Origin of the sequence: Mesorhizobium shangrilense (assembly GCF_028826155.1) — a bacterium.
Classification (GTDB): Bacteria; Pseudomonadota; Alphaproteobacteria; order Rhizobiales; family Rhizobiaceae; genus Arvimicrobium; species Arvimicrobium flavum.
The window spans coordinates 787,208-800,681 of record NZ_JAQGPN010000001.1 but is presented as its reverse complement, the minus strand read 5'-3'; the positions used below and the strand labels follow the sequence as shown (position 1 = coordinate 800,681).

General features: G+C 65.2%; 12 protein-coding genes and 1 pseudogene. 11 read left to right on the top strand and 2 right to left on the bottom strand.

Annotation, left to right across the window (positions count from 1 at the left end):
- Positions 1–86: 86 nt before the first annotated feature.
- A pseudogene (locus PD284_RS03950) lies at positions 87–904 on the top strand (nickel-binding protein).
- 42 nt (positions 905–946) lie between these two features.
- Here PD284_RS03950 and PD284_RS03945 read toward each other — a convergent pair.
- Entirely contained in the window at positions 947–1,828 is an 882-nt protein-coding gene (locus PD284_RS03945; protein WP_274626926.1) for a LysR family transcriptional regulator, read from the bottom strand.
- 217 nt (positions 1,829–2,045) lie between these two features.
- Here PD284_RS03945 and PD284_RS03940 point away from each other — a divergent pair, with 217 nt between their 5' ends.
- Positions 2,046–3,542 (top strand): CoA-acylating methylmalonate-semialdehyde dehydrogenase, encoded by a 1,497-nt coding sequence (locus PD284_RS03940; RefSeq protein ID WP_274626925.1) that lies wholly within the window; start codon positions 2,046–2,048, stop codon positions 3,540–3,542.
- A gap of 270 nt (positions 3,543–3,812) precedes the next feature.
- Positions 3,813–4,118: a hypothetical protein gene (locus tag PD284_RS03935; protein ID WP_274626924.1), complete on the top strand. Its 306-nt coding sequence runs from the start codon at positions 3,813–3,815 to the stop codon at positions 4,116–4,118.
- Positions 4,119–4,176: 58 nt separating this feature from the next.
- Here PD284_RS03935 and PD284_RS03930 read toward each other — a convergent pair whose 3' ends face one another.
- Positions 4,177–4,824: a GntR family transcriptional regulator gene (locus tag PD284_RS03930; RefSeq protein WP_274626923.1), complete on the bottom strand. Its 648-nt coding sequence runs from the start codon at positions 4,822–4,824 to the stop codon at positions 4,177–4,179.
- Positions 4,825–4,947: 123 nt separating this feature from the next.
- Between PD284_RS03930 and PD284_RS03925 the strand changes: the two genes are divergently transcribed.
- The 8 genes from PD284_RS03925 (at position 4,948) to PD284_RS03890 (ending at position 13,384) form a co-directional block, all read left to right on the top strand.
- Positions 4,948–5,841: a dihydrodipicolinate synthase family protein gene (locus PD284_RS03925; RefSeq protein ID WP_274626922.1), complete on the top strand. Its 894-nt coding sequence runs from the start codon at positions 4,948–4,950 to the stop codon at positions 5,839–5,841.
- A gap of 156 nt (positions 5,842–5,997) precedes the next feature.
- On the top strand, positions 5,998–7,215 hold the full coding sequence (locus PD284_RS03920) for an NAD(P)/FAD-dependent oxidoreductase (RefSeq protein ID WP_411956250.1): 1,218 nt from the start codon (positions 5,998–6,000) through the stop codon (positions 7,213–7,215).
- Between the two features lie 10 nt (positions 7,216–7,225).
- On the top strand, positions 7,226–8,227 hold the full coding sequence (locus PD284_RS03915; RefSeq protein ID WP_274626920.1) for a 4-hydroxyproline epimerase: 1,002 nt from the start codon (positions 7,226–7,228) through the stop codon (positions 8,225–8,227).
- Positions 8,228–8,550: 323 nt separating this feature from the next.
- Positions 8,551–9,453, top strand: a complete 903-nt coding sequence (locus PD284_RS03910; protein WP_274626919.1) for a branched-chain amino acid ABC transporter permease — start codon at positions 8,551–8,553, stop codon at positions 9,451–9,453.
- Positions 9,454–9,456: 3 nt separating this feature from the next.
- A complete protein-coding gene (gene livM / locus PD284_RS03905; RefSeq protein WP_274626918.1) occupies positions 9,457–10,845 on the top strand; it encodes a high-affinity branched-chain amino acid ABC transporter permease LivM in 1,389 nt (462 codons plus the stop codon).
- Entirely contained in the window at positions 10,845–12,290 is a 1,446-nt protein-coding gene (locus tag PD284_RS03900) for an ATP-binding cassette domain-containing protein (RefSeq protein ID WP_274626917.1), read from the top strand. The genes livM and PD284_RS03900 overlap by 1 nt, the downstream gene beginning before the upstream one ends.
- On the top strand, positions 12,291–13,019 hold the full coding sequence (locus PD284_RS03895) for an ABC transporter ATP-binding protein (protein ID WP_274626916.1): 729 nt from the start codon (positions 12,291–12,293) through the stop codon (positions 13,017–13,019).
- Between the two features lie 32 nt (positions 13,020–13,051).
- Complete coding sequence (locus tag PD284_RS03890) at positions 13,052–13,384, top strand: DUF6867 family protein (RefSeq protein WP_274630533.1); 333 nt, start codon at positions 13,052–13,054, stop codon at positions 13,382–13,384.
- The last annotated feature ends 90 nt before the right edge of the window (positions 13,385–13,474 follow it).

The window sequence follows — 13,474 nt, the reverse complement described above, 5'->3', positions numbered from 1 at the left end:
GCTTGCACGAAAATGCCCGATAATGGGCCTAAGCTATCGGCCGCGACCGGCGTTGGCCGCCACGAGGAACGCGCGGAGGGCCAAAGATGCCCATCTTCATGGATCGACACAATCTGACAGGGGTCACCGCGTCCGACATCGCGGAAGCCCACCGCAAGGATCTCGAGATCCAAGACCAATACGGCGTCAAGTTCCTGACCTATTGGTTCGACGAACAGCGCGGCACGACCTTCTGCCTCATCGACGCCCCGGACAAGGAGGCCGCCCAGTGCGTGCACCGCGACGCCCATGGCTTCGTGGCGGAGGAGATCGTCGAGGTTGCACCCTCTGTCGTCGAGGCCTTTCTCGGCCGCGTTCTGGATCCCGAGCCGCCGGCCGGGAGCCAGGCGGCGGAGATGGACACCGCGCACCGCACCATCATGTTCACCGACATGGTGGGCTCGACACGGATGACGGAGCGGCTCGGCGACCGCATCGCCACGGAACTGGTGCGGGCGCACGACTCGATCGTGCGGCGCTGCCTGACCAGGCGCGGCGGGCGCGAGGTGAAGCATACCGGTGACGGCATCATGGCCTCCTTCGCCTCCGCGAAGGAGGCCATCGATTGCGCCATCGACATCCAAGCGGGGTTCGAGCGCTACAACGGCGGCAACCCGGAGCCGATCCATGTGCGGATCGGGCTCGACTGCGGCGAGCCGGTCGAGGACAGAACGACCTCTTCGGCACGGCGGTCCAACTCGCCGCCCGGTTGTGTGCCGCGGCGACCGGCGACCATATCCTGGTGTCGGAGAATATTTACCGGGAGTACGGCGCCGCCGGCCCCTTCCTGCCGACGAAACGACGGCGTCTGAGGGGATTCTCTCACCCGGTGCAAAGCTTCGAGTGCGCCTGGAAAGCTTTCTGATCGAGCGCGGCGCCTTGCCGCCTCGGCGAGAAGCGGGGACGGCTACAGGAACAGCGCCCGGTCCTTCTCGACCGCCTTCTGGATGAAGCCCGCAACGACCTGAACCCGCCGCAGCGGCCGAACGGATTCGTGATAGACGAGCCAATAGGCGCGGCGGATCGCCGGCGCCGCCCCCACCTCGACCAGATCGGGCTGGGCCCGCGCGATGAAGGCGTGCAGGATGCCGATGCCTGCGCCCGAGCGCACTGCCTCGACCTGGCCCAGGGCCGACGAGATGGCGAAACCGGCCCTCCACGCAGGACTGAACTCGGCCGCATAGTCGAGCGAAGGATTGACAACGAGGTCCGGGACGTAGCCGATCAGCCTGTGCCCGGATAGGTCGTCTCGCCCCGCCGGCAGGCCGTGGAGGTCCGCATAGCCACGCGAGGCATAGAGGCCGAGCGAATAGTCGACGAGCTTGGCCGCGACCAGCCGTCCCTCGGTCGGGCGCTCGGTCGTGATGGCGATGTCCGCCTCGCGCCTCGACAGGGAGAACGAGCGCGGCACCGGGACCAGCTGGATGGTCAGCCCCGGATGCTCCTCCGTCAGCGCGCCCAGCCGCCGCGCCAGGAAAGCGACGCCGAACCCGTCCGGCGCGCCGATGCGCACCGTGCCCGAAACCGTGTCGCCCTCCCCGGCGACTTCGGCGCGCGCCGTTATCACGTCCGCCTCCATGCGCTCGGCGATCGCCAGGAAGCGCTCGCCCGCCGGTGTCAGCTCGCTGCCGGTGGTCTGCCGACGGAAGAGTTTTGTTCCGAGCGCCTCCTCGAGCGAGGATATGCGTCGAGACACGGTCGCATGGTTGAGGTCGAGCCGCCGTGCGGCGTTGAGGATCTGCCCGGCGCGAGCAACTGCGAGAAAGATGCGGACGTCATCCCAGTTCATGATGGGCGCATCTCGCCGGGAGCGCCGCACCGCCTAGTCCAGTTCGCGCAAAACGCGCCCGGCCCGGCATGAGGGTGCACCGGCCTTCTTTGCGTCAGTTCATGCTTCATTATGCTGGCTCACGATTTTCTGCACAACGGATGCGTTTCGCGTCGCGTTGTCAATCCGCCGTCAAAGGGCGAGAATGCGACCATCACCAGATTCAGGGAGAGATGCCATGGACGTTGTCGGACATTTCATTGGCGGCAAGCAGGTCGCCTCGACCAGCGGGCGCACGCAGGACGTCATGCAGCCGATGGACGGCGCTGTACGCAACAAGGTCGCGCTCGGCTCGGCTTCCGAATTGCGCGCCGCGGTCGAGAACGCCAAGGCGGCGCAGCCGGCCTGGGCCGCGACCAACCCGCAGCGCCGCGTCCGCGTGCTGATGAAGTTCCTCGAACTGGTCCAGCGCGACTACGACTCGTTGGCCGACCTGCTGGCCCGCGAGCACGGCAAGACGGTCGCCGACGCCAAGGGCGACATCCAGCGCGGCCTGGAAGTCGTCGAGGTCTGCATCGGCGCGCCGCACATGATGAAGGGCGAGTTCACCGACGGCGCCGGCCCGGGCATCGATGTCTATTCCATGCGCCAGCCGCTCGGCGTGGTCGCCGGCATCACCCCGTTCAACTTCCCCGCCATGATCCCGCTGTGGAAGATCGCGCCGGCCATCGCCTGCGGAAACGCCTTCATCCTGAAGCCGTCCGAGCGTGATCCGGGAGTGCCGATGCGCATCGCGGAACTGTTCATCGAGGCCGGCCTGCCGGCCGGCATCCTCAACGTCGTCAACGGCGACAAGGAGGTCGTCGACGCCATCCTCGACGATCCGGATATCAAGGCCATCGGCTTCGTCGGCTCGACGCCGATCGCGCATTACATCTACTCGCGCGGTACCGCGTCGGGCAAGCGGGTGCAGTGCTTCGGCGGCGCCAAGAACCATATGATCATCATGCCTGACGCCGACATGGACCAGACGGTCGATGCGCTGATCGGCGCCGGCTACGGCTCGGCCGGCGAGCGCTGCATGGCGATCTCGGTCGCCGTGCCGGTCGGCCACGACACCGCCAACCGGCTGATGGACAAGCTGATCCCGCGCGTCGAAAGCCTGAAGGTCGGCCCCTCGACCGACTCGTCCGCCGACTTCGGTCCGCTGGTCACCAGGCAGGCGCTGGAGCGCGTCAAGGGCTATGTCGACCTCGGCGTGGAAGAAGGCGCCAAGCTTGTCGTCGACGGCCGCGGCTTCAAGATGCAGGGCTACGAGAACGGCTACTACATGGGTGGCTGCCTGTTCGATGACGTGACGCCTGACATGCGCATCTACAAGGAAGAGATCTTCGGGCCGGTGCTCTCGGTGGTGCGCGCGCCGACCTACGAGAACGCCATCAAGTTGGCCAACGACCATGAGATGGGCAATGGCGTGGCGATCTTCACCCGCGACGGCGACGCCGCCCGCGACTTCGCCAGCCGCGTCCAGGTCGGCATGGTCGGCGTCAACGTGCCGATCCCGGTGCCGATCGCCTACTACACCTTCGGCGGCTGGAAGGCGTCGTCCTTCGGCGACCTCAATCAGCACGGCACGGACGCCTTCCGCTTCTATACCAAGACCAAGACGGTCACCTCGCGCTGGCCGTCCGGCATCAAGGACGGCGCCGAGTTCGTCATCCCGACGATGAACTGATCGCCCGTCTTTCGATTGCTTGCCTCTCAGAGGGCGGTCTCCGGGCCGCCCTCATGCGTTTTGGGCGTGCGCTCTTCGCCCATCTTCTGCCTGCACGGTTCACCAACCCTATCGACGTGACATGGTTCGTGATGGAACGCAGACGCGGCGATCCCGCTTGATCCAGCACCGGATCGCGGGAGGCGTTCGGGTGCAACAGGAACCCCGGTCGACCCCGGTTGATGGCGGCCAGGAGCCGCTTGATGCCCGCGTCGCAGTCAGGAGGTCGTCATGGCACGCAAGATCCTCAGCCTCGCGGCTGCATCCCTCGCGGGACTCGTTCTCTCATTTCCTGCCGCTGCCCAGCAGCCAAACCTGTGCGGCGTGCGCGGCGACATCGTCGCAAAGCTCTCAAAGGACTTCCGGGAAAGCCCGATGGCTGTCGGAATGGTCGACAACTCCGCCGTCCTCGAGGTGTTCGTTTCGGATACGGGCACATGGACCATCCTCGCCACCCGCACCGACGGCACGAGTTGCATCGTTTCGGCGGGCGAAGGCTGGGAAAGCAAGACCCTTATCGCCGGCCGGGATGCCTGAATTCGGCTTTTTCCGCACCGGCTCCGAGCGACGCGTTGCGGACAGAAGGGCGTAGTTTTCAGCGGTGCGAGACCCGCGCCTGGAGAAGCAGCAACGCCATGAGCCTCTCGGTTTCGGATGCGGCCTCGGCCTCGTCCCCGTCGAGCACTGCGCGGATGACCTGCACATGGTGTTCGGCCGACTCTGCGAGGCTTGCCGTCTGATAGCGATACCAGAAGCGTCGGCTGTGGGTTTGGAGCGGGGCCGCCACGCGTGCAGCGAAGGCATTATCGGCGGCCAGCGCCATCGCCTCGTCGAGCTGCTTGTCGGCATCCAGATAGAGGAGGGGATCGTTCGCCACGACCGCCTTCTGCATCGCCAGCGCAGCTGCATGGAAGTGCTCCGCGATCGGCCGCGTGATGAACCGGGCCGCGGATCGGGCAAGGACGACCTCGACCCCCTTGCGGGCGTCCAGCACCCGCAGCCAGTCGCTTGCGTGTAGCGGCGCGATCGCCAGGCCGGCGCGCGGGCGGACGTCGACCAGGCCTTCCCAGGCGAGGCGTTGGATGGCCTCGCGGACAGGCGTGCGGCCAAGGCCGAGCCGCTGGATCAGCGTTCCTTCGGTCGTCAGCGAGCCCGGCGCCAGTTCGAGCGTCACGATCATCCGCTCGAGCGTGCGGTAGGCCTTCAGGGCTACCGGCTCGAAGCCAACCGCTTCATCGTCCATCCTGTGTTCCAGCGCCTGTGTCATGCCCTAACCTTTTCGAGATATCACTCGAATTTCGCAATTGACAACATTCCGTCGTCCAGTGATATATGTCTGATATATTAGTTTTTGAGGAGGAACGGTATGTGGAGCGGAGTGTTTCCGGCGGTCACCACCAAGTTCACGGGGGATGATCGTCTCGATCATGCCGAGATGGAACGCTGCTTCGGCCTCCAGATCGAAGCAGGGTGCGACGGGCTGATCGTCTGCGGCTCGCTCGGCGAGGGGCCCATGCTCAGTCACGAGGAGAAGCTCGAGGTCTTCCAGACGGCTCGGAAGATCGCCGGCAGCCGACCTGTGCTGATGACGATCAACGAGGCGGCGACGCGTGAGGGCGCCGCCCTCGCCAAGCGCGCCGCCAAGGCGGGCGCGGATGGCCTCATGGTCGTGCCGAGCCCGATCTACCACACCAACCCCGATGAAACCGTCGCCACGCTGAAGGCGGTTGCCGCGGCGGGCGGGCTGCCGGTGATGATCTACTCCAACCGCATCGCCTATCGCGTCGACGTCACCGTCGACACGATGGCGGAACTCGCCTCCGACGATCTCTTCGTCGCCATCAAGGAATCGTCCGACGACATTCGGCGTACGACCGAGATCATCAACCGGTTCGGCGATCGCTTCGACGTCTTCACCGGCGTCGACAACCTCGCCTTCGAGGCGCTTTCGGTCGGCGCGGTCGGCTGGATCGCGGGACTGGTGACCGCATTCCCGCGCGAGACGGTGGCGATCTACAAGCTGATGAAGCAGGGCCGGCGCGAGGAGGCCCTGGCGATCTATCGCTGGTTCCGCCCGCTGCTCGACCTCGACGTGTCCACCTACCTGGTCCAGAACATCAAGCTGGCCGAGGTGCTTGCGATCGGAAGCAATGATCGCGTCCGCATGCCCCGCCAGCCGCTGTCCGGGGCGCGGCGCGAGGCGGCCGAGAAGATCGTCAGGGACGCGCTGGCCAAACGCCCGACGCTCCCCGCTCTCTGAGGAAGGCCCGCAGGGCGGAGACGGACTAGAGAGGACGCTGCGGGAGATGAGGGCAGCGCAGACGTGACCAGGAGGACGGCACCTTCCGACAGGCCCTCGCGGCCCGCATCGGCGCAGCAGCCATCCCTCGCCAATGGGGACGATGGCGACGTTGTCATCGTCGGCGCCGGGATCATCGGCATCTGCACGGCGGCCTGCCTCGCGGAAGCCGGATGCCGGGTAACGGTGATCGACCGCACCGGCATCTGCGAGGAGACCAGTTCGGGCAACGCGGCGGCCTTCGCCTTCTCCGACGTGCTGCCTCTGGCCCAGAAGGGCATGCTGCGCCACCTGCCGCGCTGGCTCGCCGACCCGCTGGGGCCTTTGGCTATCCCGCCAGCCTACCTGCCCTGGCTCGCGCCCTGGCTATGGCGCTTCTGGCGCGCCGGCGCGCCTTCGAACTACGAAGCGGCGCTGTCGGCGCAGGCGGCGCTGATGAAGCTCGCCGAAGCCGAGTGGATGAGCCTGCTGGACCGTTCCGGCACGCGCCACATGCTGCGCGAGGACGGCTCGCTCGAGCTCTACGAAAGCGAGGACGAGTTCTGCGCGTCACTCCCGGGATGGGCCGCGCGCGACCGCTTCGGCATCGGCTACCGGCATGTTGCCGGCGACGATCTGGCGGCGCTCCAGCCGGGCCTCTCCGGACAGTTCATAAAGGGAACCTTCGTGCCGGGCTGGAAGACGGTCGCCGATCCCAAGTTGCTGGGCAAGGCGGTCTGGCGCTACGCGGAGCAGCGCGGCGCGTCCTTCGTGCAGGGCGATGTCGCGGTCGCCGTCCCGATGGGCGATACCGTCGCCGTGCAACTGCGTGAGGGCCGCACGATCGTGGCGCGGCGGCTGGTCGTCGCCGCCGGCGCGTGGTCGCATCTGCTCGCGCGCCATTTCGGCGACCGCATCCCCTTGGAAACCGAGCGCGGCTACAACACCACCCTGCCCCGCTCCGCCTTCGACGTCAGGCGCCAGCTCATCTTCTCCGGCCACGGCTTCGTCGTCACGCCGCTCGACACCGGCATCCGCGTCGGCGGTGCGGTTGAGCTGGCTGGACTTCGCCGGCCGCCCAATCATGCGCGGTCAAGAGCCATGATGGAAAAGGCGCGGCGGTTCCTGCCGGGGCTGGACCCTTCAGGTGGCCGCGAGTGGATGGGGTTCCGCCCGTCGCTTCCCGATTCCCTGCCGGTCATCGGCAAGGCTGCGCGCGGGCCGGTTCTCTACGCCTTCGGCCACGGTCATCTCGGTCTGACGCAGGCCGCCGCCACCGGCCGCCTGATCAGCGACATGGCGCTCGGCAGCATTTCCGCGATTGACACGTCCCCCTTCTCTGCGCAACGCTTCTGAGACCAACACGATGCCACGCAACACGTTCACCTGCATCGACGGCCATACCTGCGGCAACCCGGTGCGCCTGGTCGCCGGCGGCGGGCCGCAACTGCACGGCGCGACCATGATGGAGCGGCGGGCGCACTTCCTCGCCGAATACGACTGGATTCGCACCGGCCTCATGTTCGAGCCGCGCGGCCACGACGTGATGTCGGGATCGATCCTCTACCCGCCGACGCGCGACGACTGCGACGTCGCCATCCTCTTCATCGAGACCTCAGGCTGCCTGCCGATGTGCGGCCACGGCACGATCGGCACCGTCACGATGGCGATCGAGAACGGCCTGGTGAAACCGAAGACGCCGGGCGTGCTTCGGCTGGATACGCCGGCCGGCCTCGTCATCGCAGAGTATCGCCAGGAGGGCGAATATGTGGAGGAGGTCCGCATCACCAACGTCCCCTCCTTCCTCTATGCCGAGGGCCTGACGGTGGACTGCCCGACGCTCGGCGAGATCAAGGTCGACGTGGCCTATGGCGGCAACTTCTATGCCATCGTCGAGCCGCAGGAGAATTTCCGCGACATGGCCCACCATTCCGCTGGCGACTTCATCGCCTGGAGTCCCGTTGTCCGCCAGCGGCTCAACGAGAAATACAGCTTCGTGCATCCGGAGAACCCCGCCATCAACCGGCTCTCCCACATGCTGTGGACCGGGAAGCCGAGGCATCCCGAAGCCGACGCGCGCAATGCGGTGTTCTACGGCGACAAGGCGATCGACCGCTCGCCTTGCGGCACCGGGACCTCGGCGCGCATGGCGCAGCTCCATGCAAAGGGCAAGCTGAAGGCCGGAGATTCCTTTGTCCACGAGTCCATCATCGGATCGCTGTTCAAAGGGCGCGTGGAGCGCGAAACGGAGGTGGCCGGCCGCCCGGCAATCGTTCCATCCATTGGCGGGTGGGCGCGCATGACGGGTTTGAATACGATCTTCATCGATGATCGCGATCCGTTCGCGCATGGCTTCGTGGCGACCTGAAATGCGGGTCGAGATGCGCACCGGGGGCTTTGGCGAAGGGCGTCCACCACGCATGTTTCAACCGGTGGGTGCCCAACATTCGCAGAATCCTTGCACAGATGCTCAAAAAAATGCGCGAATAGACAATGACATTGCGTTGGGCCAATGCTAGCTTCCGCCCTGGTATATAAGCCTGCGCGCAAAGAACAAGCAGGCGGATACGATGCTGGAAGGCCTGCTGCCACGCTACTTTTTGCGTTGCATTCCATGCCCGACACATTACGACTCGGGGAAGAAAAAGGAATGCGACCCGACGGGCGACATTCCAGGGGAGCCGCAGACATATGGAATATTTCGTCCAGCAGCTTGTTAACGGGCTGACGCTGGGATCGATCTATGGGCTGATCGCGATCGGCTATACGATGGTCTATGGCATCATAGGCATGATCAACTTCGCTCATGGCGACATCTTCATGGTGGGCGCCTTCATCGCCCTGATCGTGTTCCTGATCCTGCTGAGCCTCTTCTACTCGGTGCCAGTGGCCGTCGCGCTTCTGATCATGATGATCGTGGCGATGCTGATGACCAGCCTCTACAACTGGGTGATTGAGAAGATCGCCTATCGGCCGTTGCGCGGTTCGTTCCGGCTGGCGCCGCTGATCACCGCGATCGGCATGTCGATCGCGCTGTCGAACTTCGTGCAGGTCACCCAAGGGCCGCGCAACAAGCCGATCCCGCCGATGGTCAGCCAGGTCTACACTGTGGGAGGCATCTCGATCTCGCTGAAGCAGATCATCATCGTCGTGGTCACCGCCGCGCTGCTTGCCGTCTTCTGGTATCTCGTCAACCGCACCGCCCTCGGCCGGGCGCAGCGCGCCTGCGAGCAGGACCGCAAGATGGCCGCTCTGCTCGGCGTCGACGTGGACCGCACGATCTCGATCACCTTCATCATGGGCGCGTCGCTCGCCGCCGTCGCCGGCACGTTGTTCCTCATGTACTACGGCGTCGTCGCCTTCTCGGATGGCTTCGTCCCCGGCGTGAAGGCCTTCACCGCCGCGGTGCTCGGCGGTATCGGCTCCATCCCCGGAGCCGTGATCGGCGGATTGCTGATCGGCTTCATAGAAAGCATGTGGTCGGCCTATTTCTCGATCGACTACAAGGACGTCGCCGCCTTCTCCATCCTCGCTATCGTCCTGATCTTCCTGCCGTCCGGCATCCTCGGCCGGCCCGAAGTCGAAAAGGTCTGACCCATGGCTGCCGTTACGACAACCGAACGGGCCGCGGATGCCCTGTTTCCGCGCGCCCTCCGCGAGGCCGTCTATGCGGGGCTCATCGCCTTTGGCCTTTTCGTCCTCCTGATAGGCCTGAAGACCGATCAGAACATCCGCAATGAGCTGATCCTGGTCCCCCGCTGGGGACTGCTGGCGATCATCGTGGCGCTTGTCATGGTCGTGCGCTTCGTGTCGGTGGCTTACGTCCAGCCCGCCGTCGAGCGCAGCAAGGCAGCCAAGGCCAAGGCTCCGCCGGTGGAAGCCGAGGCCGGCTTTGTGCGCAAGAACTTCAACGCGCTGGGCATCGGGTTCCTCTTTGTCTTCCCCATCGCCATGGTGCTCATGTTCGGCCTCCAGGGTTCCCTGAAGTGGGTCGACAATTTCGGCATCCAGATTCTCATCTATGTGATGCTGGCCTGGGGCCTGAACATCGTCGTCGGCCTCGCCGGGCTGCTCGACCTGGGTTATGTGGCCTTCTACGCAGTCGGCGCCTATTGCTACGCCCTGCTCGGCACCGAGTTCGGCTGGTCGTTCTGGATCCTGCTGCCCGCCGCCGGCGCCATGGCTGCAATGTGGGGCGTGATCCTCGGGTTTCCGGTGTTGCGGTTGCGCGGCGACTATCTCGCCATCGTGACCCTGGCCTTCGGCGAGATCATCCGTCTCGTGCTGATCAACTGGCGAGAACTCACCAACGGCTCGGCCGGCATTTCCGGCATACCCAAGGTGACGTTCTTCGGCCTCTTCAATTTCGACGTCTCGTCGCCCTTCTACATCGCCAAGGTATTCGGCATTCCGCAGTCCGGCGTCTACTACAAGATCTTCCTCTACTACCTCATCCTTCTGCTTTGCCTGCTCACCGCCTTCGTCACCATCCGGTTGCGTCGAATGCCGGTCGGCCGCGCCTGGGAGGCGCTGCGCGAGGATGAGATCGCCTGCCGTTCGCTCGGCATCAACACCACCACGACGAAGCTCACCGCTTTCGCGACGGGCGCCATGTTCGGCGGCTTCGCCGGCTCGTTCTTCGCAGCGCGGCAGGGCTTCGTCAGCCCCGAATCCTTCATCTTCCTGGAATCGGCGATCATCCTTGCCATCGTCGTGCTCGGCGGCATGGGTTCGCTCACCGGCATCGCGATTGCGGCGCTGGTCATGGTCGGGGGCACGGAGGCGCTGCGCGAGCTGCAGTTCCTCAAGCTGATCTTCGGTCCCGACTTCACGCCGGAGCTCTACCGCATGCTGCTCTTCGGAATGGCCATGGTCATCGTCATGATCTGGAAGCCGCGCGGTTTCGTGGCCAGCCGCGAGCCCACCGCCTTCCTGCGCGAACGGAAGGCCGTCTCAAGCGCGTTCACCAAGGAAGGCCACGGTTGATGAGTGCGGCGGCTTCCATGAACGATGCGATCCTCAACGTCGAACACCTGTCGATGAAGTTCGGCGGGCTGGTGGCGATCGGCGACCTCTCCTTTCAGGCCAGGCGCGGCGAGATCACCGCGCTGATCGGGCCGAACGGCGCCGGCAAGACGACCGTGTTCAACTGCATCACCGGCTTCTACAAGCCCAGCGAAGGCATGATCACGCTGTCCCGCAAGGACGGGTCGACCTACCTCCTCGAGCGGCTGGCTGACTTCCAGATCACCCAGAAGGCGAAGGTCGCGCGCACTTTCCAGAACATCCGGCTGTTTTCGGGCATGACCGTACTCGAGAACCTGCTGGTTGCGCAGCACAACGTGCTCATGAAGGCGTCGGGCTACACCATCCTCGGCCTGCTGGGCATCGGCGGCTATGCCCAGGCGTCGCGCGACTCGATCGAGCTGGCCAAGTTCTGGCTGGAGAAGGCGGATCTCACCAGCCGCGCCGACGATCCGGCGGGCGATCTCCCGTACGGCGCCCAGCGCCGGCTCGAGATTGCGCGCGCCATGTGCACGGGGCCGGAGCTGCTTTGCCTTGATGAGCCCGCGGCAGGCCTGAACCCGAAGGAATCCCTGGCGCTCAACGCCCTGCTCAACGACATCAAGGAGAACACCGGCACCTCGATCCTGCTGATCGAGCACGACATGTCGGTCGTGATGCAGATCTCCGACCACGTCGTCGTGCTGGAATACGGCCGCAAGATTTCCGACGGCGACCCGATGTCGGTCAAGAGCGACCCGAAGGTCATCGCCGCCTATCTCGGCGTCGATGACGAGGAGGTGACCGAGGTGCTCACCGAGGTCGGCGATGAGAGCGTCATCGAGGAACTGGACGCGGAGCCCGATCCAGCGCACGGTCCCTCGGTTTCCGCCTCCATGATGGCGGGTCCTGTCTCCGATACCATCCGCCACAGCGACGACGAGGGCGAGATAATAAAGGTCTCGGCCGGCGCTTCTCGGGCGCGGCAAGTCGAGGCGAGGATGGCGCGGCTTGCGCAAACGCCGGCGGGAGAGACCGCAAAGCAGCCGCCTTCCGCGAAATCGCCGAAGCGGGCATCCGATGCTGTGCCGGCCGCCGAGGCGCGCCCGGTCGCCAGGGCGACCAGGCGGACGCCTTCCGCGCCGGTGCTTTCGAACACCTTGACCGCCCCGCGCGGCGGCCAGCCGGACGCGTTGACCCGGATCAAGGGCATAGGACCAGTGAACGAGCGCAAGCTCAACGACCACGGCATCTTCCACTTCGACCAGATCGCGGCATGGAAGCGGGCCGACATCGCTGCGGCCGAGGCTTATCTGGCCTTCGACGGGCGGATCGGCCGAGAGGACTGGGTGGGCCAGGCCAAGGCGCTCGCCAGACAGCAGAGATCGGCCAAGGCAGCGCCGGCGAAGCGCGGGGGACGCAACTAGATGGCCATGCAAACCCTGCTCAAGGTCGAGGGCGTCGAGACCTACTATGGCAACATCCGTGCGTTGAACGGCGTCTCGGTCGATGTCAACGAAGGCGAGATCGTGGCGCTGATCGGCGCCAACGGCGCCGGCAAGTCGACGCTGATGATGACCATCTTCGGGACGCCGCGAGCACGCACCGGCAAGATCACCTTCGCCGGCACCGACATCACCGAAATGCCGACGCACGAGATTGCGAGATTGCGGATTGCGCAGTCGCCGGAGGGCCGGCGCATCTTCCCCCGCATGACCGTGATGGAAAACCTGCAGATGGGCGCCGGTCTCGACAAGCTCAAGTACTACGACGAGGACGTCGAGAAGGTCTTTCATCTGTTCCCGCGCCTGAAGGAACGCATCGCCCAGCGTGGCGGCACGCTGTCGGGCGGCGAGCAGCAGATGCTCTCCATCGGCCGCGCCTTGATGGCCCGCCCCAAGTTGCTGCTGCTCGACGAACCGTCGCTCGGTCTGGCGCCGCTCATCGTCAAGCAGATCTTCGACGCCATTCGAGAGCTGAACCGGACGCAAGGGCTCACCGTGTTCCTGGTCGAACAGAACGCCTTCGGCGCCCTTAAGCTCGCCACGCGCGGCTACGTCATGGTCAACGGCAGGGTGACCATGAGCGGCACCGGCAAGGACCTGCTGGCCGATCCCGAGGTACGCGCCGCCTATCTCGAAGGCGGGCGTCACTAGGCCGAACGGAGTTTTCCCTGATGATCCTCGCAATGATCACCGAGCACTTCTACTTCGGCGAACTGTGTTTCTTCCTGCTCGCCTGCTGGGCGACATGGATGACCGGCCGCGCCGTCGCGCGTGTATGGCAGGAACCCGCGAGTTTCCTCGTCTATTCGCTGCTTCTCGCCGCAGGAGTTCGATTCCTGCACTACGCGCTCTATGGCGGACCCTTTCTCAGTCTGCCGCACTATTTGTCCGACCTCGTCATCTTGGCTGCGGTCGGCCTGATCGCGCATCGATACACGCGCACCAAGCAGATGGTGACGCAGTATAGTTGGCTATACGAGCGTGCGTCCCCGCTAAGCTGGAAAGCCAAGGCATGACATTCACCAATACGCCGGTTTGCACCCAAACCGACGTGACAACGGCCGGAAAATCGGCATTCTAAGCTTTCTGCGATAGGGTGGGCGTCG